The organism is Nonomuraea sp. NPDC005501, assembly GCF_040605905.1.
Lineage (GTDB): Bacteria > Actinomycetota > Actinomycetes > Streptosporangiales > Streptosporangiaceae > Nonomuraea.
The window spans coordinates 1-20,676 of sequence record NZ_JBEXDT010000063.1 but is presented as its reverse complement, the minus strand read 5'-3'; the positions used below and the strand labels follow the sequence as shown (position 1 = coordinate 20,676).

Below are 20,676 nucleotides of genomic sequence, written 5' to 3'. Positions count from 1 at the left end.
TGGGGGCGGGCCGGTCAGCGGGTACGGCGGGCCCGGTGGGCGGCGATGGCCTCGTGGTACGCCTCGACGGTCCGCTTGGCCACGACGTGCCAGGTGTAGCGCTCCATGACCCGCTCGTATCCGGCGCGGCCCACCCGCTCGCGCTCCTCGGGGGAGTCGTGCAGCCGCCGCAGCACCGCGGCCAGCTCCTCCGCGTCGCCGGGCGCGACCTGGATCGCCGCGTCGCCGACCACCTCGGGCAGCGCCCCGGTGCGGCTGGCGACCAGCGGCGTGGCGCAGGCCATGTGCTCGACGGCCGGCAGCGAGAAGCCCTCGTACAGGGACGGGACGACCGAGATCTCGGAGGTCGCGATCAGCTCTCCGAGCTCGTCGTCGGAGATGCCGTGGACGAAGCGGACGCGCTCCTGCAGCGACAGCTCCTGGACGAGCTGCTCGGTGGGGCCGCCCGGCGTGGGCTTGCTGACGACGGTGAGGTTGACGTCGCGCTCGGTGGCGAGCTTGGCCACGGCGCGCAGCAGCGTGGCGACGCCCTTCATGGGGGAGTCGGCGCTGGCCACGGCGACGATCGAGCCCTTGCGCCGCGGCTTGTCCGGGCGCGGGTGGAAGTAGCGGGTGTCGACGCCGAGGGGGATCAGGCGCATGTTGGCCTGGGGGACGTTGAAGTCGCGGTGGATGTCGGCCAGCGACGACTCGCTGACCGTGAGGATGGGGCTCAGCCGGGGCGCGACGCGGGCCTGCATCTTGACGAACCCGTACCAGCGGCGCAGCGACAGCCGCTTGGAGCCCTGCGCGGCCTCCAGCTCGATGCGCCGGTCCACGCTGATCGGGTGGTGGATGGTGCCGACCACGGGGAACAGCTTCTGGATGCCCAGCAGGCCGTAGCCGAGGGTCTGGTTGTCCTGGACGACGTCGAAGTCGCCGACGCGCTTCTTCAGCTCGCGGAGGGCGCGCAGGGTGAACGTCAGCGGCTCGGGGAAGCCGGCCGTCCACATGGTGCCGACTTCTAGCGCGTCGATCCAGTCGCGGTACTCGTGCAGCTTGGGGGTTCTGAACGGGTCCTCGTCGCGGTAGAGGTCCAGGCTCGGCACCTCGTTGAGGACGACGCCCTCGTCCAGCTCCGGGTACGGCTGTCCGGAGAACACCTCGACGTGGTGCCCGAGCGCCACCAGCTCGCGGCTCAGGTGGCGCAGGTAGACGCCCTGCCCCCCACAGGTCGGCTTGCTGCGGTAGGACAGCAGCGCGATCCGCAACGGACACCCCTTTCTCCGCCGGTAGGCACGCTGAGTCCGGCGTGTACCGTGAAAGATGACCTTAGTCCGAAAAGGCTACCATTCGGTAGGTCGCCTGGAATTGTTCCTCACCTCGTCCGCATGGCGTGCGAACTGCGACATTGGCATGCCCGAGCGGGATTCGGTGGAACGTGTTCTAGGTCACTTGGTGCTGTGACAATGCCTTAGCTGTACATTCCCGTCCCAAGCAGACGCGGTAGTGATAGGGGAGGACCCGTTGGCCAGGCGCGCTTTGATCACCGGCATCACCGGCCAGGACGGCTCCTATCTGGCGGAGCACCTGCTCCGCGAGGGCTACGAGGTCTGGGGGCTGGTCCGCGGCCAGGCCAACCCGCGCGTGTCGCGGATGCGCAAGCTGCTCGCCGACGTCCAGGTGGTGCGCGGCGACCTCCTCGACCAGGGATCGCTCATCTCCGCCGTGGAGCGCGTGCAGCCCGACGAGGTCTACAACCTGGGCGCCATCTCGTTCGTGCCCATGTCGTGGGAGCAGGCCGAGCTGACCGCCGAGGTCACCGGGATGGGCGTGCTGCGCATGCTGGAGGCCATCAGGGTCTGCTCCGGCGTGTCGCGCGGCGGCACGGCCGGCGGCCAGATCCGCTTCTACCAGGCGTCGTCGTCGGAGATGTTCGGCCAGGTCAGCGAGACGCCGCAGAACGAGCGCACCGCCTTCCACCCGCGCTCGCCGTACGGGGTGGCCAAGGCGTACGGGCACTTCCTCACCCAGAACTACCGCGAGTCGTACGGCATGTACGCGGTGTCGGGGATCCTGTTCAACCACGAGTCGCCGCGGCGCGGCGCCGAGTTCGTCACCCGCAAGGTTTCGCTCGGGGTGGCCCGCATCAAGCTCGGGCTGGCCGACGAGCTGCGCCTGGGCAACCTGGAGGCGCGGCGCGACTGGGGGTTCGCCGGCGACTACGTGCGGGCCATGCACCTCATGCTCCAGGCCGGCGTGCCCGAGGACTACGTGATCGGCACCGGCCACATGAAGTCGGTCAGGGAGCTGGCCGAGGCCGCCTTCGCCGCGGCCGGGCTCGACTGGGAGCGGTACGTCGTCACCGACCAGGCCCTGCACCGCCCCGCCGAGGTGGACCTGCTCTGCGCCGACCCGAAGAAGGCGCGGGTGCAGCTCGGCTGGGAGCCCACCGTGCCGTTCGACGAGCTGGTCGCGATGATGGTCGAGTCGGACATCAGCCTGCTCTCCGAGGGCGGCGACCACGACCAGGACAGTTCCTGGCCCTGATCCTCCCCGTGCTCGCGGGCTCCTTCGCCGCGCCCCATTGACAAAATTGCTTTTTACGTAAAAGCTTGTTTTTGCGATGAGAGACGTCCTGTACCTGGAAGAGATCGAGCAGGCCGAGGCCCTGCTGAAGCCCCAGCGCGTCGAGGTGCTGCGGCAGCTCGCCGAGCCGCGGACCTGCACCGAGGTCGCCGAGCGGCTCGGCCAGACGCCGCAGCGCGTGTACTACCACGTCAAACGGCTCGTCGAGGCAGGGCTCGTCGACCTGGTCTCGGAGCGCAAGGTGCGCGGCATCAGCGAGGGCATCTACCGGGCCGGCGCCCGCGCGTACTGGCTGTCGCCGCGCCTGGTGGGCCGGATCGGGCTGCGCAGGGCGCGCGACGAGCTGAGCCTCGGCTACCTGCTGGACCTCATGGAGGAGGTCCAGGCCGACGTCGCGGCCCTCGACCGCACCGCTCCCGAGCTGCCGTCGATCGGCGTGTCGGGGGAGATCCACGTACGGCCGGAGGACCGTCAGCGGTTCCTGAGCGACCTGCAGACCACGCTGCAGGAGCTGTTCACGAGGTACGGCGGAGCCGAGGGAGACGCCTTCAAGCTCGCCGTCGCCTGTTACCCGGTGCAACCGAAGGAGGAGCACGATGAGTGACCCGATGACCCTGCGCGCCCGCGTCCAGGCCCCCGTCAAAGAGGTCCGGAACGCGCTGACCGACCCCGCCGCCATGCGGATCTGGCTGGCCGAGCGCGCGGAGGCCGGCCCGGACGGCTCCTTCGCCTTCTGGGGCCGCCACACGCCCGAGGGCGACGCGCCGCACCAGCGGCTCCTGCACGCCGACGACCGCACGGTCCGCTTCGCCTGGACACTCGGCGGCGTCGAGACGACCGCCGAGTTCGGGGTCGAGGAAGAGGGCCCGGACGCCACGATCGTGACGATCACGCAGAGCCACTACGACCACCAGGAGGCCATGGCCAACACCGGCATCCGCGGGGTCCTGCAGACGTACTGGTGCCTGGCCCTGGCGAACCTGGCCGAGCACCTGGAGGGCCGCGAGCTGACCCCGAAGATCGACTTCACCACGCGGGACATGAGCGCCGGCGTGGTCATCGACGCGGCGCCGGAGGCGGTGTTCGACTCGCTGGTCGACTCGGAGAAGGTGACGCGCTGGTTCGGGTTCCCCATCGCGATCGAGCCGTACGTGGGCGGGCGCTACGCCATGGGCGGGTTCGACAACCCCCAGCCCGCCAAGATCCTCGAACTGGAGCCGGGGCGGCGGCTCTCCGTGGACTGGGGCCCCACCGGCGTCGGCACCTGGGAGCTGGAGGGCTCCGGCGGGCGGACGCGGCTGACGCTGGTGCAGAGCGGCTTCGAGGGCGAGCGCCCGCCGTACGGGGCCTGGGGCGGCATCCTGGCGGGGCTGTCGGAGCTGCGCCGCTTCCACGAGATCCCGGACTGGCGGCCCATCTGGGTCGAGTAGGAGCCCCTGCCTCCTGAGCTCCTCGCCGGGGGCCAGGCGGGCGCGCCGCCGCCTCCTGGCCCGGCCTCTGGACGGCCCGCTTCTGTGGACGGGCCCGCGTCGTCCACAGAACCCCGTTCGGCGCGTGGGGGCGGCCTTGGCCCCCGCCATCCTGAGCGGGTGAAACCGCCCCCTCCCTCACAGGCCACGACCCCCGTGCCGTCCGCGCCCATGCCGTCGACGCCCGTGTCTCCGGAGCCCGTGTCCCCGGGGCCCATGTCTCGGGCGCCCGTATCCCCGGCATCCACGTCCTCGGTGCCCGTGCCCTTGGAATGCGTGCCGCGTCGTCGGGCCACGCTGCTCGACCGGGCGCGGAGCGTCACCAGGGCGGTGCCGCAGGCCGTCGCCTGCCGTCAGACCGCCGCGCACGTGTGGGGCCTGCGCGTGCTCAGCCCGGGGACGGCCGACGCCGACTGGCCGGTCGAGCTGGCCGCCCCCGGTCACCTGGCGCTCCCCGGCTGCGTGACCCACGTCTGCCTGTTGCGGCCGGAGGAGGTGACCGCGCACAAGGGGGTGCGCGTCACCACCCCCGGCCGCACGGCGCTCGACTGCGCCCGCTGGCTGCCGCGCCTGGAGGCGGTGGCCGCCCTCGACCAGTTCGCCCGGCGCGGGGTGGACCTGGAGGAGCTGTGGCGTCGCGCCCCCTCGTGGCAGGTGCGTGACACGCTCGCCCTGGCCGATCGGGGCGCTGGCTCACCCCGGGAGAGCTGGCTGCGCGTCATCCTCGTGGACGGCGGCCTGCCCCGCCCCGCCACCCAGATCCGCGTCACCCTGGCCGGCGACCGCCACGCCTACCTCGACCTCGGCTGGAGGCCGTACCGGCTGGCGGTCGAGTACGACGGCCAGGAGCACCACACCTCCACGGCCGACCAGCACCGCGACGACACCCGCCGCGCGGAGCTGCGTCGGCACGGGTGGCGCGTCATCCCGGTGCGCAAGGACGCGATCCCCGGCCAGACGGCGGCGTTGCTGGAGCACGTCGCCAACGCCCTCATCGAATGCGGCTGGCGCCCCACACCACGCCAGACCACCCGCATCCTCTCCCGCATCCGCGCCGCCCGCCACACCCACCGCCAGCGCCACCGCTGACCATGCCTCGTCACGGTGCCAGGGTCGCTGCGGCGCCCAGGGCGGCGGGCCACACGACCAGCAGGTACGACTCGCCCGGCCGGTTCGACAGCCGGTCCGACAGCCGGTCGGCGTCACGGGCGCGGCCGTGGACCCGCAGCCCGTAACGGCCCGCGCCCTGGGGCGTCAGGTTCGTCTCGCCACCGTCCTCGACAGCCATGCCCTGTACGCGCATCACGCCGGTCGTGGTGACGAACTCGATCTCCTCGTACTGCTCCCAGCCCCGCCCGCGCGTCCGGGGCGCGGCGGGCTGCCAGGTCACGTGCATGCCGACGACGCCCCTGCGCTTCTCCGTACGGATGAGCAGCGAGTCGGGGGCGGCGGCGACGAGCCCGTCCGGCAGCGGCGGCGGGGCGGCGACGTCCTGGAAGGGATTGACGATCCGGATCCGGTGATCCACCACGGGCACCACACCACGCACCGCCGTGGGCAGGCGGAGCGGCGCACCCAGGCCCGCCGCCCGGCCCGGCTCCGACCGCGGGGAACGGGCTCGTTCCGACCGCGGCGAACGGGCTCGTTCCGACTGCGGTACCCCGTGCTCGCGCGCCCATCGCCGGAGCTCGGAGGACTTGTCCGGCAGTCCCAGCTCCTCGGCGACCCCCACTCCCAGCCGGGCGGCGGCCTCGGACCCCACGTCCAGCGGCCACACCGTCACCAGGTAGAACTCGAACGGCACCTTCGGCACCGCCGCGGGGTCGAGGTCGCGGCCGCGGGCCTGCACGCGCATGCCGTACCGTCCCGGTCCCTGCGGTGTCAGGACCGGGAGGGCCGCGGGATGCTCCGACATCAGGCCGCACACGTGGATCTCGCCGGTGAACGTGACGAGCTCCACCTCCTCCGTCTCGTCCCAGCCCGTGTCCACGGGTGGCCGGGTCGCGGCCAGGCGCACCGTGACGTCCACGACGCCGGTGTGGATGCCGGTCAGGATCACGGCGGCGCCGGGGACGGAGGCGGTCAGCCCGTTGGGGACGCTGCCGGGATGGTCACGCCCCGGCTCGGCGACCAGGAGCTGACGGTAGGAGACGTGGACGTCGGCTCTCGCGGTGGTGGGCGGGGCGGGGGAGGCGGTCATGCAGGCCAGGCTAGGCAGCCGGCCCGCCGTCCGCCCCGTGAAAAACGATCTTGGTGCTCAGCCGACCGAGACGGGGAGCTCCTTGATGCCGTTGATGAAGAACGAGCGCAGCCGCCGGGCCTCGCCCGTGCGGCGCAGGCGCGGGTAGCGGCGGGCCAGCTGCTCGAACAGGACCCTGAGCTCCAGCTTGGCCAGGTGGTTGCCCAGGCAGAAGTGGGCGCCGCCGCCGCCGAAGCCGATGTGCGGGTTCGGGTCGCGGCCGATGTCGAAGACCTCCGGGTCGGGGAAGACGGAGGCGTCCCGGTTGGCCGAGGAGTAGAACACCACGACCTTGTCGTCCTCCTTGATCTGCTTGTCGCCGAGCGTCACGTCCCGCGTGGCCGTGCGGCGGAACAGGTTGACCGGCGAGACCCATCGGACGATCTCGTCGGCGGCCGTGCGCGCCAGCGACGGGTCCGCGACGAGGCGCTCCCACTGCTCCGGGTGGTCGAACAGGGCCACCATGCCGCCCGAGGCGGCGTTGCGGGTGGTCTCGTTGCCCGCCACGACCAGCAGCAGCACGAACAGGTCGAACTCGTTCTCGTCGAGGGTCTGGCCGTGCTCGTCGGACTGGATGAGCCTGGTGACGATGTCGTCGCGCGGGTTCTCCCGGCGCTGGGCGGCGAGCTGGTTGGCGTACGCGTAGAGCTCCATGGCCGCGTCGCCGCCCTCGCCGGGCGCGTCCGCGTAGTCCGGGTCCTGGGCGCCGATCATGCGGTTGGACCACGAGAAGAGCTTGTCCCGGTCGGACACGGGCGCCCCGAGCAGCTCGCAGATGACGTACAGCGGCAGCGGGGCGGCGACCTCGGTGACGAAGTCCACCTCGCCCGAGCAGTTGTCGAGCAGGTCGTCGCAGATCTCCCGGATGTGCTGCTCCAGGGCGCCGATCGTGCGCGGGGTGAAGCCCCGGTTGACCAGCGAGCGCCGCCGCGTGTGCTCCGGAGGGTCCTGGTTGAGCATCATCATCCGCTGGAACGCCCGCTGCTCCTCCGGCATCTCGTCGAACAGCGCGAGCCTGCGCTCCGAGGAGAACACGTCGGAGCGCCGCGACACCTGCACGACGTCGTCGTAGCGCGTGACCGCCCAGAACGCCGGGTCGCCTTCGTGGCGGTAGACCGGTTCGTGCTCGCGCAGCCAGCGGAGCTGGTCGAGGGGTGGTCCGGATTGCGCGTACAGGTCCTGGTCGACGAGGTCGATCCGCACGGTGACTCACCTCTAGGGGGATGGTTCCCAGCTATCTGGAACGTGTTCTATTGCGGTGTGCCCTCCAGTCAAGCGCACCTGCTCCCGCATGGCCACCCGCGCTTCACCGCTTCCCTTGGCGGGTATGAGACATCGGGTGTTTGGCTGTCGCGATTTGTCCGCTCGGCGGCCGGGAGTGCCGTGGCGAGGGGCGACAAGGCGCGGGCCCTCCCAGGGGCTCCTCCGGGTGAGGGCTGATCGGAGAAGCCGTCCGATGATCGGGCCGCACGGATGCGCCGTCCAGGCCGGGCCGGGGGTTCGTCCTCCTCCGATGTCTCTGCGGCCCGGTCGGGTGATCTTTTGGGGCGCTTCGATCCCGTCCTGGGGGACTTCAGGTGCTACGTCGGCATATTTCGCGTCACGGATCCGATGTATCGCTCCAGGAAGGCTTGACATGCCCCCACCACGCCCAGCAGCATCAGAGCTATAGACATCCGATGTATGGACGAAGGATGCGGTGTGAAGCTGCTGCGAGTAGGACCTGTCGGGCAGGAGCGGCCGGTGGTGATGGACGACGCCGGCAACCTGCGTGACATCGGAGAGCCCGATATCGACGGTGCTTTCCTCGCTTCCGGGGGAGTGGCCCGCGTCCGCGAGGCGCTGGAGCGCGACGAGCTGCCCGTCGTCGTCGGCGAGGGGCTGCGGGTGGGGCCGCCGATCGCGCGTCCGGGGAAGATCGTTTGCATCGGCCTCAACTACCGCGACCACGCCGCCGAGTCCGGCGCCGACGTGCCGGCCGAGCCCGTCGTGTTCATGAAGGCGTCCAACACCATGGTGGGGCCGTATGACGAGGTGCTGGTGCCGCGCGGCAGCGTGAAGACCGACTGGGAGGTGGAGCTCGCGGTCGTCATCGGCAAGCGGGCCCGCTACCTGGACAGCCGCGAGGAGGCGCTCGACGTCGTCGCCGGGTACGCGGTGGCCAACGACGTCTCCGAGAGGGAGTTCCAGCTTGAGCGTGGCGGCCAGTGGGACAAGGGCAAGTCGTGCGAGACGTTCAACCCCCTCGGGCCGTGGCTGGTGACCGCCGACGAGATCCCCGACCCGCAGAGCCTGGCGCTGCGGCTGTGGGTGAACGACGAGCTGCGCCAGGACGGCGACACCAAGAACATGATCTTCGACGTGGCGGAGATCGTGCGCTACCTGAGCCGGTTCATGGTGCTCGAACCCGGTGATGTCATCAACACCGGCACCCCGGCCGGCGTCGCCATGGGCATGCCCGGCCAGCCGTACCTGCGGGCCGGCGACGTGATGGAGCTGGAGATCGAGGGCCTGGGCCGGCAGCGGCAGACGGTGGGGCAGGCATGACGGGAGACGTCGGAAAGGCGGCGCGGCCGTACCGGATCGTGGAGATGGAGACCCACGACATCCGCTTCCCCACCTCGCGCGAGCTGGACGGCTCCGACGCGATGAACCCCGACCCCGACTACTCCGCCGCCTACGTCGTGCTCAGGACCGACGACGGCTTCTCCGGCCACGGGTTCGCGTTCACGATCGGGCGCGGCAACGACGTGCAGACCTCCGCGATCACCGCGTTGAGGCCGTACGTGATCGGCAGGGACGCCGAGGACCTCGGCGCGCTCTACAAGGAGATGGTCAACGACTCGCAGCTGCGCTGGCTGGGCCCCGAGAAGGGCGTCATGCACATGGCGATCTCCGCCGTGGTCAACGCCCTGTGGGACCTCAAGGCCAAGCGCGCGGGCAAGCCGGTCTGGCTGCTGCTGGCCGAGATGACCCCCGAGGAGATCGTCGACCTGGTCGACTTCCGCTACCTCAGCGACGCGCTGACGCCGGAGCAGGCCCTGGAGATCCTCAGGCGGGCCGAGGACGGCAAGCGTGAGCGCATCGAGACGCTCCGGCGCGACGGCTTCCCCGCGTACACCACCTCGCCCGGCTGGCTCGGCTACGACGACGACAAGCTGCGGCGGCTCTGCAAGGAGGCGCTCGACCAGGGCTTCCGGCAGATCAAGCTCAAGGTGGGCGCCGATCTGGCCGACGACGTGCGCCGCTTCCGGGTGGCCCGCGAGGTGTGCGGGCCGGACTACCCGATCGCGATCGACGCCAACCAGCGCTGGGACGTCGCCTCCGCCATCGCCTGGGTGAAGGCGCTCGGCGAGTTCGGCCCCCACTGGGTGGAGGAGCCGACCAGCCCCGACGACGTGCTGGGCCACGCCGCCATCGCCGAGGGCATCAGGCCCATCCCCGTCGCCACGGGTGAGCACGTGCAGAACCGCATCGTGTTCAAGCAGCTCCTCCAGGCCGGCGCCATCTCGTACCTGCAGATCGACGCGGCGCGGGTCGGCGGCGTCAACGAGAACATCGCCATCCTGCTGCTCGCGGCCCGCTTCGGCGTCCCGGTCTGCCCGCACGCGGGCGGGGTGGGGCTGTGCGAGCTGGTGCAGCACCTGTCGATGTTCGACTACGCGGCGGTCAGCGGCTCCATGGACGACCGGGTGATCGAGTACGTCGACCATCTGCACGAGCACTTCATCGACCCGGTCGTGATCGACAACGGAAGGTACCGCGCGCCCTCCGCGCCGGGCTTCAGCGCGGAGATGCGCCCCGAGTCGATCGCGGCCCACAGTTTCCCCGACGGCGAGGTCTGGAAGGACGCATGAGTCTCAGAGCGATCGTGACAGGCGGCGGGTCCGGCATCGGCCTGGCCACCGCGACCCTGCTGGCCGAGCGCGGCATGAAGGTGGCGTGCCTCGACCTCAACCCCCCGGGCGACCCGTTCGTCGGTGTCAAGGTGGACGTCACGGACGACGCGGAGGTGCGCGCGGCCGTCGCCGAGGCGGCCGAGCGGCTCGGCGGCATCGACGTGGTCGTCAACAACGCGGGCATCGGCGCACAGGGGACGGTCGAGGACAACCCCGACAGCGAGTGGCAGCGGGTCTTCGACGTCAACGTGCTCGGCATGGTCCGGGTGAGCCGGGCGGCGCTGCCGTACCTGCGCAGGTCGGAGCACGCGGCGATCGTCAACACCTGCTCCATCGCCGCCACCGCCGGCCTGCCGAACCGCGCCCTCTACAGCGCCACCAAGGGGGCGGTGCTCTCGCTGACCCTGGCGATGGCCGCCGACCACGTCCGTGAGGGCATCCGCGTCAACTGCGTGAACCCCGGCACCGCCGACACCCCGTGGGTGGGCCGGCTGCTCGACGTGGCCGACGACCCGGAGGCGGAACGCCTGGCGCTGAACGCCAGGCAGCCGATGGGCCGCCTGGTCACCGCCGAGGAGGTCGCCGCCGCGATCGCGTACCTGGCGAGCCCGGAGTCGAGCTCGACCACGGGCACGGCGCTCGCGGTCGACGGAGGCATGCAGGGGCTGCGGCTGCGCCCCGCCACCTGAGGGCCCGCAGGCCCTCGAACTGAAGACAGCAATCCAGGGCCGGCCCCAGTGGGGGGACCGGCCCAGCCCGAGGAAGGTGGCTCTCCACGATGAAGCTCGGCCCGGTCGTCGCCGGCGCGGCCCTCATGGCGGTCGTCGCCGCGTGCGGCTCCAGTACTACGTCCACCACCGGCAGCGGCGCGGCGGGCGGTGGGAAGGTCGGCGTCGACTACCCGCGCGCCGACTCCGACTTCTGGAACTCCTATATCAAGTACGTCCCGCAGATGGCCGCCGAGCAGAAGGTGGAGCTGATGCAGCCCACCAACTCGCAGAACGACGTGGCCAAGCTCGTCAGCAACGTCCAGGCGCTGGTCGGCCAGGGCGCCAAGGCGATCGTCATGGCCCCCCAGGACACCGGCGCGATCGCCACCACCCTGCAGACGCTGGAGAACAAGAAGATCCCCGTCGTCTCGGTGGACACCCGCCCCGACAAGGGCAAGGTCTACATGGTGGTCCGAGCCGACAACCGGGCGTACGGGACCAAGGCCTGCGAGTTCCTCGGCGAGAAGCTGGGCGGCAAGGGCAAGGTCGTCCAGCTCATGGGCTCGCTCGGCTCGATCAACGGCCGTGACCGCGCCGAGGCGTTCCGCGAGTGCATGAAGACGAAGTTCCCCGGCATCACGGTCTTCGAGGAGCCGACGGAGTGGGAGGGCAGCAAGGCCGCGTCCATGCTGCAGACCCGCCTGGAGCAGAACCCGGACATCAAGGGGGTCTACATGCACGCCGGCGGCGTCCACCTGGCCCCGACACTCCAGGTGCTCAAGCAGAAGGGCCTGCTCGTCCCGCCCAGCGACCCCAAGCACGTCTTCGTGATCTCCAACGACGGCATCCCGCAGGAGCTGGAGGCGATCCGCAAGGGTGAGATCGACGCCACGATCTCCCAGCCGGCCGACCTGTACGCGAAGTACGCGATGTTCTACGCGAAGGCGGCGACCGAGGGGAAGACCTTCAAGCCGGGCGCGACGGACCACGACAGCTCGATCATCCAGCTTCCCAACGGCCTGGAGGACCAGCTTCCGGCCCCGCTGGTGACGAAGGACAACGTGGATGACAAGAACCTCTGGGGCAATCAGGTCAAGTGATGAAATATCACGTTGAAGCGCGCAATGTGGTGAAGCGCTTCGGGCCGACCGTGGCGCTGAACGGTGCGAGCATCGCGATCGCCGAGGGCGAGACGCACGCCCTCGTCGGCCGGAACGGCGCGGGCAAGTCCACGCTGGTGTCGATCCTCACCGGCCTGCAGCCGGCGGACGAGGGCGAGGTGCTGTTCGCGGGGGAGCCCGCGCCGGCCCTCGCCGACCGTGACGCGTGGCGGCGTCGCGTCGCCTGTGTCTACCAGAAGTCCACGATCATCCCCGCCCTCACCGTGGCCGAGAACCTGTTCCTCAACCGCCAGACCGACAGCGGGATGATCAGGTGGCGGGCGCTGCGGGCCAGGGCCCGCGAGCTGCTCGACACGTACGAGGTGGACGTCGACGTCCAGGCGCTGGCCGGCGACCTGAGCGTCGAGCAGCGCCAGCTCGTCGAGATCGCCCGCGCGCTGTCGTTCGGCGCCCGGTTCATCATCCTGGACGAGCCGACCGCCCGCCTCGACGGCCCGGCCATCGACCGGCTGTTCACCCGCATGCGGGCGCTGCGCGAGCAGGGCGTCACGATGATGTACATCTCGCACCACCTCGACGAGGTGTACGAGATCTGTCAGAGCGTCACGGTCTTCCGCGACGCCCGGCACATCGTCACCCGGCCCGTCGCCGGGTTCCCCCACGACGAGCTGGTGGGCGCCATGACCGGGGAGGCCACGGTCGCCTACGAGGCGCGTGCTCGCACGGCCGGCGACCGCGTCGTGCTCGCGGGGGAGGGCCTGTCGCTCGGTGGCCGCTACCGGGACGTGGACCTCGCCGTCCGGTCCGGCGAGGTCGTCGGCCTGGCCGGCTCGGCCAGCAGCGGCAAGGTCGGGCTCGCCGAGACCCTCGTCGGCCTGCGCCGCCCCGATACCGGCACGGTCACGGTCAACGGCGTCCGGGTCCGCCCCGGCGACGTGCCGTCCGCGCTGCGCGCCGGGCTCGGCTTCGTCCCCGAGGACCGCCACCACGAGGGGTTCGTGCCGCTGCTGTCGGTGGCCGAGAACGCCACCATCCCCGTCGCCCGCAAGCTCGGCCGCCTCGGCACGATCTCCCCGTCCAGGCAGCGGGCCCGGGCCGTACAGCTCATCGGCGACCTGGACATCAAGACCGAAGGACCGGAGCAGCCCGTCGGCGACCTGTCCGGCGGCAACGCGCAGAAGGTGGTGTTCGCGCGGGCGCTGGTCGACGAGCCGTCCGCGCTGGTAGTGATCAACCCGACGGCCGGCGTCGACGTCAAGGCCAAGCAGGCCCTGCTCGGCGCCGTCGAGGACGCGGTCGAGCGGGGCGCGGGAGCCGTGCTCGTCTCCGACGACCTCGACGACCTGCGCGTCTGCGATCGGGTGCTGGTGATGTTCCACGGCAGGGTCGTGAAGGACGTGCCGCGTGGGTGGACCGACCACGAGCTCGTGGCCGTGATGGAAGGCATTGAACAGTGACGACACTGACCGCGTCGCCGACCCCCCGGGTCCGGCTCGCCCGGCTCCGGGACCTGACCCTGGTCCCGGTGATCCTCATCCTGCTCGTCGTGGGCGCGTTCCTGGACCCGACGTTCCTGACGAGCGGCAACCTGACGAACGTGCTCCAGCAACAGGCGGCGATCTCCCTGCTGGTGCTGGCCGAGGCCATGATCCTGATCGCCGGCAAGTTCGACCTGTCGCTGGAGTCGACGGTCGGCATGGCACCCGCGATCGCGGTCATGCTGGTGATCCCGGCCTCGGCCGGCGGGTTCGGCCTCGGCCTGCCCGGCGGCCTGGTCATCCCGCTCTGCCTGCTGGTCGGGGCGGCCATCGGGGCGTTCAACGGCTGGCTGATCGTCAAGTTCCAGCTGTCCGCGTTCATCGTGACGCTGGCCATGCTGATCATCGTGCACGGGCTCCAGCTCGGCCCGACCGAGGGCAAGACGCTCTTCGAGCTCCCCGAGTCGATCCTCTACCTGGGCAGCGCCGTCTGGTTCGGCCTGCCGGCGGCCATCTGGATCGCCGGGGTGCTGTTCGCGGCCGGCATCGCCGGGCTCGCCTACTTCCGGATCGGCCGCTCCCTGTACGCCATCGGCGGCAACATCGACGCCGCCCGGGCCGCCGGCATCCGCGTGGACCGGGTGCTGTGGGGCGTGTTCATCCTCGGCGGCACGCTCGCGGCGCTCGCCGGCGTGCTGGAGACGGGCCGCCTCGGCGCGATCGGTTCCAACCAGGGCGTCGGCTGGATCTTCATGGTGTTCGCGGCGGCGGTCATCGGCGGCGTGAGCATGGACGGCGGCAAGGGCACGATCCTCGGCGCGCTGACCGGTGTCCTCGTGATCGGCCTGGTGCAGAACATCCTCACGCTCAAGGGCGTCTCCGGCTTCTGGCAGCCGGTCGTGTACGGCGGGATCATCCTGATCGCGCTCATCATCAGCCGCATCGCGGGCGGAAAGGCGCAGGACTGATGGAACGGCTCGCTCTGCGCACCCGGCTCAGACCGGGCTGCGAGGAGATCTACGACCGGGAGCACGCCGAGATCCCGGCCGAGCTGGAGCAGGCCATGCGCGAGCACGGGGTGCGCTCGTGGCGCATCTACCGCGACGGCCTGGACCTGTTCCACTTCGTGGAGGTCGAGGACTACGCCGCCCTGCAGGCCGCCCTCCGCGACCACCCCGCCGACCAGGCGTGGCAGGCCAGGATGAACCGGCTGCTCGACGGAGACTTCGACAAGGGCTCCGGCGGGCTCTCACTGGTGTGGGAGATGACATGATCACGTTACCGCGCCACGGGTTCGGCGCGGCGCCGATCGCGGGGCTGTACGAGGCGGTGAGCGAGGAGCAGGCCCGCGCCACGGTCGACGCCGCCTGGGACAGTGGGGTCCGGCTGTTCGACACGGCCCCGCACTACGGGCTCGGCCTGTCGGAGCGCCGCCTCGGGGCCGCGCTCGCCGGCCGTACCGGATACGTGCTGTCCACCAAGGTCGGCCGCCTGCTGGTGCCGTCCGGCCGGGACGGGCACGACGATCAGGGCTTCGACGTTCCCGCCGACCACGTCCGGGTCTGGGACTTCTCGCGCGACGGCGTCCGCCGCTCGCTGGAGGAGTCCCTGGAACGGCTGGGCCTGCCGGCCGTGGACATCGCGCTCATCCACGACCCGGACGACCACATGGAGGAGGCGCTGGCCCACGCCTACCCGGCGCTGGCCGAGCTGCGCGACCAGGGCGTGGTCAAGGCCGTCGGGGTCGGCATGAACCAGTGGCAGGCGCCGCTGCGGTTCGTGGAGGAGACCGGCGTCGACGTGGTCATGCTGGCCGGCCGCTACACCCTGCTCGACCAGTCGGGGCTGCCGCTGCTGGAGACGTGCGCGAAACGCGGCGTGCGGGTGCTCGCGGCGGGGGTGTTCAACAGCGGCCTGCTGGCCACCGCGCGACCCTCGGGCACCTTCGACTACGCCCCGGCGCCGCCCGCCGTCCTCGACCGGGCCCACCGCGTCGCCCGGGTCTGCGAGTCGTACGGCGTGCCGCTCCCTCAGGCGGCGATGACCTTCCCGCTGCGGCACCCGGCGGTGGCCTCGATCGTGCTCGGCGCCCGCTCCCCGGAGGAGGTCCACGCCAACGCCGCCCTGTGGGACCGCCCGGTGCCGGAGGACCTGTGGTCGGAGCTGGAGGCGGAGGGCCTGCTGCCCCCTGCCCCCTGAGACGGTCAGGCGGTGAGGGCGTAGCTGGCGATCCACAGCCCCGGGATCACCTCGCGCTCACCCCGCCCCTCGAACCCCAGCCGCTCGTACAGGGTCCGGGCGGGGACGTTGTCGCGGCCGGTGGACACGACCACCCGGCGGCCGGCCGCCCGCGCCACGACCTCCTCGACCAGCGCGCGGCCGATGCCGCGCCGGTGGGCGCCGGGGTGCACGATCAGCCGGTTGACGTCCACCTCGTCCGGCGTCTCCTCCCACGCCACGGCGCCCGCCAACCGCCCGTCCTCGTCGAACGCGCCCAGCCAGGTCAGCGGCTCGGCGCGCAGCGCGTCCAGGGTCTCGTGCAGGGGCGGGATCCGGTCGTCGCCGATGAGCCGCGCCTCCACGGCGTACGCGGCGTGCTGCAGGTCCAGCAGCTCCTGGCCGAAGGGGTCGTCATGCGGGGAGATGTCCGAGATGAGCACTCGACGAGTATGGCCTATCCGGTCTCCCCTGGCCCTCCGCTCGGGCGGCCGGCGGGTGTGGCCTGGCCTCAGGGCCGGTGCGTCCGGTCGGTGAGCCAGCCTCCCCAGCCGTGTTCCAGCAGGTCGAACAGCTGCCGGAGGTCGTGGCCGCCACGGACCAGGGAAGGGCATTCCAGGGCGAACCGGGCCAGGGCGGTGGCGGCGAGATCATCCCTGGGAACACCGGCGGCCTCGGCGATGGCCGCGGCCAGGGCGTCCTCGTGACGTAGCCACATGCCACGCGCGTACTCGCGCAGCGCGGGGCTGGAGTTCACCAGGGCGGCGTGGGCGGCGTGGACCGGGTCGTCGTCATCGCCGCGCTGCTGCTCTCTGGCGGTGAGGTGGTCGCGCAGGGCGTGCAGGACGCTCTGCCCGGCGGGCCGGTCGCGTACGGCGGCCACCAGGCCGGCCTCCAGATCGGCGTCCATGTCGAAGACGAGCGCTTCCTTGCTGGGGAAGTGCTGGAACAGCGTGCTCAGGGCGACGTCGGCGGCCTGAGCGATCTCCCGGACTCCGACGTTGTCGAAGCCCTTCTCGCTGAACAGCGCCAGCGCGGCGTCGGCCAGGGCCTGGCGGGTCTGGGCCTTCTTGCGCTCGCGGCGCCCCGTGGTCTCCGTCATCCTCCCATCCTACCGAGTCGCCGGAATGAGTCCGAAGTCGAATCAGTTTTGATTTCGGTGCAGATCCGCCTATGGTGATGGAGCGCGCCGGTGGCGCCCCGGCGCCCCTCGCCGACCTGCTGAGAGGAAGCCCCCAGATGGAAACGACGCAGCAACCCGCGACGACCGGCGCTCCGCCGCAGGTCAGCGACCGGCGGCTCACCTTCACGATCGTCGCCCTCGGGGTCGGCGCGATCGCGAGCATCCTGGACTCGACGATCGTCAACGTCGCGGTCGGCCACCTCGCCCAGGTGTTCGGCACGAGCCTGACCGCCACCCAGTGTGTGATCACCGGGTTCCTGCTCGCGATGACCGCGGTCGTGCCGCTGTCGGGCTGGATGATCGACCGCCTGGGCGGCCGGGCCACGTGGACGACCGCGCTCGGGGTCTTCTTCGCCGGCTCGGTGCTGTCCGGCCTGGCCTGGGACCTGCCCTCGCTGATCGGCTTCCGGGTCCTGCAGGGCCTGGGCGCCGGGCTGATCCTGCCCGCGATGATGGCCCTGATGGCCCAGGCCGCCGGCCGGGAACGCCTGATGGTCGCCATGGGCAGCCTGTCCCTCATGGTGCAGGTCGGCCCGATCCTGGGCCCCGTCGTCGGCGGCGCCCTCGTCCAGGGCGCGAACTGGCGCTGGCTGTTCCTGGTGAACATCCCGTTCTGCGTCGCCGGGCTGATCCTCGCCCGGATCGTTCTGCCGCCCAGGCAGGACGATGGCCAGAAGCGCTCCCTGGACGCCGTCGGCCTGGCCCTGCTCGCCCCCGCCCTGGTCGCCGTGATCTATGGCCTGAGCAACGTCGACGCCGGCAGCGGCCCGGCCTCCGCCGGCGTGTGGGCTCCCATCGCCACGGGCTTCGCCCTGCTCGCCGCCTTCGTCCTGTGGTCCCTGCGCGATGGGACCAAGGCCCTGATCGACGTCCGGCTGTTCAGGGACCGCAGCTTCACCGTCGCCGGCGGCCTCACCGTCCTGTCCGGCTTCACCATGTTCGGCGGGCTCCTGCTGCTCCCCCTGTACTTCCAGCAGGTGCGCGGCGCCTCCATCATCGAAGCCGGCCTGCTCCTGGTGCCCCAGGGCCTGGGCGCGGCCGTCCTGATCATCTTCGCCAAGAAGCTTCTGGCCGATGTCCCCGCCCGGTGGCGGATCATCGGCGGCTTCATCCTGATGGCACTGGGCACCATCCCGTTCGCCTTCCCCGCCACCCGTGACATGACCTGGTTACTGATCGTGTCCCTGGTCGTGCGGGGCATGGGGATCGGCGCCGGCACCCCCTCCATCAGCGCACTGGCCGTCGCCGGGCTGCCCAAGGCCGAGATCGCCCGCGGCACCACCGCGTTCAACATCGTCCAGCGCATCGGCGCGCCGTTCGGGACCACCGTCATCGCCATCGTCCTGACCCGCGCCATCGGCCACGCCCCGCACACCGCCGCCGGGCCGGCCACGGCGTTCGGCACCGCCTTCTGGTGGACCGTCGCCTTCACCGCCGCGCCCATCGCCCTCGCCTGCCTCCTGCCCAAGGCCGAGAAGCAGCAGAGCTGACCCTCTCCATCCCTCAATCACTCCCTTACGGAACGGAGCACCACCCCATGACCGGCACTTCCCGTATCGCGATCATCGGCGCCGGCCCCGGCGGGCTCGTCTGCGCCCGCATCCTGCAGAACCACGGCATCCCCGTCACCGTCCTGGAGCGCGAGGCCGACCCCACCGCCCGCTCCCAGGGCGGCACCCTCGACATCCAGGCCCCCACCGGCCAGGTCGCCCTGCGCGCCGCCGGGCTGTTCGACCAGTTCCTCGCCCTGTCCCGTCCCGAAGGCCAGGAACTGCGCATGATGGACCGCAACGCCGTCATGGTGCGGCACTTCGTCCCCGAGCCAGACGACACCGCCGCCCCCGAGATCGACCGCGGACAGCTGCGCACCCTGCTGATGGACTCCCTCCTCCCCGGCACCGTCCGCTGGGAGCACTCCGTGGAGACCACCACCGCCCTGCCGGACGGCACGGTGCGCCTGGACTTCGCCAACGGCGGCAGCGAGGTGTTCGACCTGGTGGTGGGCGCCGACGGCGCCTGGTCCCGGGTTCGCCCCGCCCTCACCGACACCGAACCCGTCTACAGCGGCGTCACCTTCGTCGAGATCCACTTCGACGACATCGACAACCGCCACCCCGACCTCGCCCGGCTGATCGGCCAGGGCACCTTCACCGCCAAGGCCGGCCGCCTCAGCCTCATCGCGCAGCGCAACAGCAACGCCCACGTCCGCGTCTACATCGCCTTCCGCGGCCCTCTCGACTGGAACGCCGGCCTCGCCCCCGACGACACCGACGCCGTCCGTGCCCGGCTCCTGGAGATGTACCAGGGCTGGGACGAGAGCCTGCTCGCCATGCTGCGCCTCAACGAGGGCCCGTTCGTCAACCGGCCGATCTTCGTGCTGCCCGTCCCGCACATCTGGCAGCGCGTGCCCGGCATCACCCTGCTCGGCGACGCCGCGCACCTGATGCCGCCGGCCGGCGTCGGCGCCAACCTCGCCATGCTCGACGGCGCCGAACTCGCCCAGGCCCTCGTCGACCACCCCACGGTCGAAGACGCCCTGGCCGCCTACGAGGCCGTGATGCTGGCCCGTTCGGCGGACGAGGGGAAGCGGACCGCGGAGATGCTCGCCGTCCTCATGCCCGACACCGACTCCACCGAGCCGCTCTTCCCCGACATCCGCGTCAACTGACCCGGCTTCACCGCGCACCGTGCCTCGGCTCCCGCTCCGTTCGCGGGGCGCCGGGGCGGAGCTCATCCCACCTGCCTGACGTGCTGGTCGCCGTTCGCTACGGCTTGGCGGAGGGGATGAGGAGCCATGCCCTGGACGGGCCCGGCTCGTACGGGGCGTCGAGGCGTTTGGCGACGACGCCCGGCAGGCCCTGCTCGCGGGCGGCCCGGCGGACCGGTGCCGCCTGGCCCGGCCACGACGGGGCCGTCTGCCAGCGCGCCGCCGACAGTCCGAGCGCCTCCAGGGCCGCGCGGCGAACCGTGAACGGCTCGGCCACCAGCGAGCGGCCGTCGTCGTACAGCAGGTCGTAGCAGACCAGTACCTCCGCGCCGCCCAGCGTGACGACCTCGCCGTCCAGGACCGCGCTGCGGCTGCCGAACGAGGCGGCGAGGGGCCGCAGCCACGGGTGCTCCCGCGCGGCGTCCGTCCGGCCGCCGTCGATCGGCACCAGGAGCCGCCGGCCGCCCCACGCGAACTCGAACGCGTACGCCTCCTCGTCGCGCGGCGGCCGGGCGCGCTCGATCGGCAGCATCGGCTCCAGCGGCGGGAACGGGTCGCGCGCCGGCGGGTCCATCCGGTGGATCATCCAGTTCTTGCCGTTCGTCTGGAACAGCACGAACCGTCCCGAGGCGCGGGACCCGCGCAGCACCACCTTGACCTCGCGATCCGACCACTTCTCCGTCTCGTACGTGCCCCGGTCCCAGATCGTCATCGTGCCGCCGCCGTACTCGCCCGCCGGGATCTCGCCGTGGAAGGAGAGGTACTCCATCGGGTGGTCCTCGGTGTGGACGGCCAGGTGGTTGACGGCGGGGTCGGCCGGCAGGCCCTTCGGGACGGCCCACGAGGCGAGCACGCCGTCGCGCTCCAGCCGCAGGTCCCAGTGCAGGGAGCGGGCGTGGTGCTCCTGGATCACGTACGCGGCGCCGCCGGGCTCCCGGGCGCCGTCGGAGCCGTCGAGGCCGGACGAGGGGTCGCGGGCGGGAGGCTCGGCGCCGACACGGTCCTCGGCACCGGCCTGTCGTGCGCCATGCGCGACTCGCGGACCGTCTGCGAGATCCTGCTCGCCTCCGACGACTGGTCGCACG

Annotated in this window: 21 protein-coding genes; 15 read left to right on the top strand and 6 right to left on the bottom strand. The window is 71.6% G+C overall.

Annotation, left to right across the window (positions count from 1 at the left end):
- Positions 1-14: 14 nt before the first annotated feature.
- A complete protein-coding gene (locus ABZS51_RS27160; RefSeq protein WP_355446503.1) occupies positions 15-1,250 on the bottom strand; it encodes a glycosyltransferase family 4 protein in 1,236 nt (411 codons plus the stop codon).
- A gap of 256 nt (positions 1,251-1,506) precedes the next feature.
- Here ABZS51_RS27160 and ABZS51_RS27155 point away from each other — a divergent pair, with 256 nt between their 5' ends.
- The 4 genes from ABZS51_RS27155 to ABZS51_RS27140 all read left to right on the top strand — a co-directional run bounded on the left by ABZS51_RS27155 (position 1,507) and on the right by ABZS51_RS27140 (position 5,126).
- Positions 1,507-2,529: a GDP-mannose 4,6-dehydratase gene (locus ABZS51_RS27155; RefSeq protein WP_355446500.1), complete on the top strand. Its 1,023-nt coding sequence runs from the start codon at positions 1,507-1,509 to the stop codon at positions 2,527-2,529.
- Between the two features lie 76 nt (positions 2,530-2,605).
- Complete coding sequence (locus tag ABZS51_RS27150; RefSeq protein ID WP_355446497.1) at positions 2,606-3,172, top strand: helix-turn-helix domain-containing protein; 567 nt, start codon at positions 2,606-2,608, stop codon at positions 3,170-3,172.
- Complete coding sequence (locus tag ABZS51_RS27145) at positions 3,165-3,998, top strand: SRPBCC family protein (protein WP_355446494.1); 834 nt, start codon at positions 3,165-3,167, stop codon at positions 3,996-3,998. Before ABZS51_RS27150 ends, ABZS51_RS27145 begins: the two co-directional genes overlap by 8 nt.
- A gap of 315 nt (positions 3,999-4,313) precedes the next feature.
- Complete coding sequence (locus ABZS51_RS27140) at positions 4,314-5,126, top strand: DUF559 domain-containing protein (RefSeq protein WP_355446491.1); 813 nt, start codon at positions 4,314-4,316, stop codon at positions 5,124-5,126.
- Positions 5,127-5,136: 10 nt separating this feature from the next.
- Here ABZS51_RS27140 and ABZS51_RS27135 read toward each other — a convergent pair whose 3' ends face one another.
- Both ABZS51_RS27135 and ABZS51_RS27130 read right to left on the bottom strand, forming a co-directional pair.
- Positions 5,137-6,237: a hypothetical protein gene (locus ABZS51_RS27135; RefSeq protein ID WP_355446488.1), complete on the bottom strand. Its 1,101-nt coding sequence runs from the start codon at positions 6,235-6,237 to the stop codon at positions 5,137-5,139.
- A 57-nt stretch (positions 6,238-6,294) separates the two neighbouring features.
- Positions 6,295-7,479, bottom strand: coding sequence for a cytochrome P450 (locus ABZS51_RS27130; protein ID WP_355446485.1), 1,185 nt, complete (start codon positions 7,477-7,479; stop codon positions 6,295-6,297).
- Between the two features lie 498 nt (positions 7,480-7,977).
- Here ABZS51_RS27130 and ABZS51_RS27125 point away from each other — a divergent pair, with 498 nt between their 5' ends.
- From ABZS51_RS27125 to ABZS51_RS27090, 8 genes are all read left to right on the top strand, one after another.
- Positions 7,978-8,823, top strand: a complete 846-nt coding sequence (locus ABZS51_RS27125; protein ID WP_355446482.1) for a fumarylacetoacetate hydrolase family protein — start codon at positions 7,978-7,980, stop codon at positions 8,821-8,823.
- A complete protein-coding gene (locus ABZS51_RS27120) occupies positions 8,820-10,133 on the top strand; it encodes an L-fuconate dehydratase (protein WP_355446479.1) in 1,314 nt (437 codons plus the stop codon). The genes ABZS51_RS27125 and ABZS51_RS27120 overlap by 4 nt, the downstream gene beginning before the upstream one ends.
- Positions 10,130-10,864, top strand: a complete 735-nt coding sequence (locus tag ABZS51_RS27115) for an SDR family oxidoreductase (RefSeq protein WP_355446476.1) — start codon at positions 10,130-10,132, stop codon at positions 10,862-10,864. Before ABZS51_RS27120 ends, ABZS51_RS27115 begins: the two co-directional genes overlap by 4 nt.
- Before the next feature lie 89 nt (positions 10,865-10,953).
- Positions 10,954-11,985, top strand: a complete 1,032-nt coding sequence (locus tag ABZS51_RS27110; protein WP_355446473.1) for a sugar ABC transporter substrate-binding protein — start codon at positions 10,954-10,956, stop codon at positions 11,983-11,985.
- Positions 11,985-13,463, top strand: coding sequence for a sugar ABC transporter ATP-binding protein (locus tag ABZS51_RS27105; RefSeq protein ID WP_355446470.1), 1,479 nt, complete (start codon positions 11,985-11,987; stop codon positions 13,461-13,463). The genes ABZS51_RS27110 and ABZS51_RS27105 overlap by 1 nt, the downstream gene beginning before the upstream one ends.
- Entirely contained in the window at positions 13,460-14,452 is a 993-nt protein-coding gene (locus ABZS51_RS27100) for an ABC transporter permease (RefSeq protein ID WP_310708664.1), read from the top strand. Before ABZS51_RS27105 ends, ABZS51_RS27100 begins: the two co-directional genes overlap by 4 nt.
- The gene (locus ABZS51_RS27095; protein ID WP_355446467.1) at positions 14,452-14,757 is read left to right on the top strand and encodes an L-rhamnose mutarotase; all 306 of its coding nucleotides are present in this window, start codon (positions 14,452-14,454) and stop codon (positions 14,755-14,757) included. The genes ABZS51_RS27100 and ABZS51_RS27095 overlap by 1 nt, the downstream gene beginning before the upstream one ends.
- Positions 14,754-15,683, top strand: a complete 930-nt coding sequence (locus ABZS51_RS27090) for an aldo/keto reductase (protein WP_355446464.1) — start codon at positions 14,754-14,756, stop codon at positions 15,681-15,683. Before ABZS51_RS27095 ends, ABZS51_RS27090 begins: the two co-directional genes overlap by 4 nt.
- A 5-nt stretch (positions 15,684-15,688) precedes the next feature.
- Here ABZS51_RS27090 and ABZS51_RS27085 read toward each other — a convergent pair whose 3' ends face one another.
- Both ABZS51_RS27085 and ABZS51_RS27080 read right to left on the bottom strand, forming a co-directional pair.
- On the bottom strand, positions 15,689-16,144 hold the full coding sequence (locus ABZS51_RS27085) for a GNAT family N-acetyltransferase (protein ID WP_355446461.1): 456 nt from the start codon (positions 16,142-16,144) through the stop codon (positions 15,689-15,691).
- Positions 16,145-16,212: 68 nt separating this feature from the next.
- Positions 16,213-16,803 carry a helix-turn-helix domain-containing protein gene (locus ABZS51_RS27080; protein ID WP_355446458.1) on the bottom strand — a complete coding sequence of 197 codons (591 nt, stop codon included), beginning with the start codon at positions 16,801-16,803 and terminating at the stop codon, positions 16,213-16,215.
- 137 nt (positions 16,804-16,940) lie between these two features.
- On the opposite strand from ABZS51_RS27080, the gene ABZS51_RS27075 reads away from it, so the two are divergent.
- Both ABZS51_RS27075 and ABZS51_RS27070 read left to right on the top strand, forming a co-directional pair.
- Positions 16,941-18,374, top strand: a complete 1,434-nt coding sequence (locus ABZS51_RS27075; RefSeq protein ID WP_355446455.1) for a DHA2 family efflux MFS transporter permease subunit — start codon at positions 16,941-16,943, stop codon at positions 18,372-18,374.
- A gap of 47 nt (positions 18,375-18,421) precedes the next feature.
- Complete coding sequence (locus ABZS51_RS27070; protein WP_355446453.1) at positions 18,422-19,552, top strand: NAD(P)/FAD-dependent oxidoreductase; 1,131 nt, start codon at positions 18,422-18,424, stop codon at positions 19,550-19,552.
- Between the two features lie 97 nt (positions 19,553-19,649).
- On the opposite strand, the gene ABZS51_RS27065 is transcribed toward ABZS51_RS27070, so the two are convergent.
- Complete coding sequence (locus ABZS51_RS27065; RefSeq protein ID WP_355446450.1) at positions 19,650-20,504, bottom strand: DNA polymerase ligase N-terminal domain-containing protein; 855 nt, start codon at positions 20,502-20,504, stop codon at positions 19,650-19,652.
- On the opposite strand from ABZS51_RS27065, the gene ABZS51_RS27060 reads away from it, so the two are divergent.
- The coding region (locus ABZS51_RS27060; protein WP_355446447.1) for a hypothetical protein at positions 20,487-20,676 on the top strand (190 nt) is incomplete at its 3' end. The genes ABZS51_RS27065 and ABZS51_RS27060 overlap by 18 nt on opposite strands.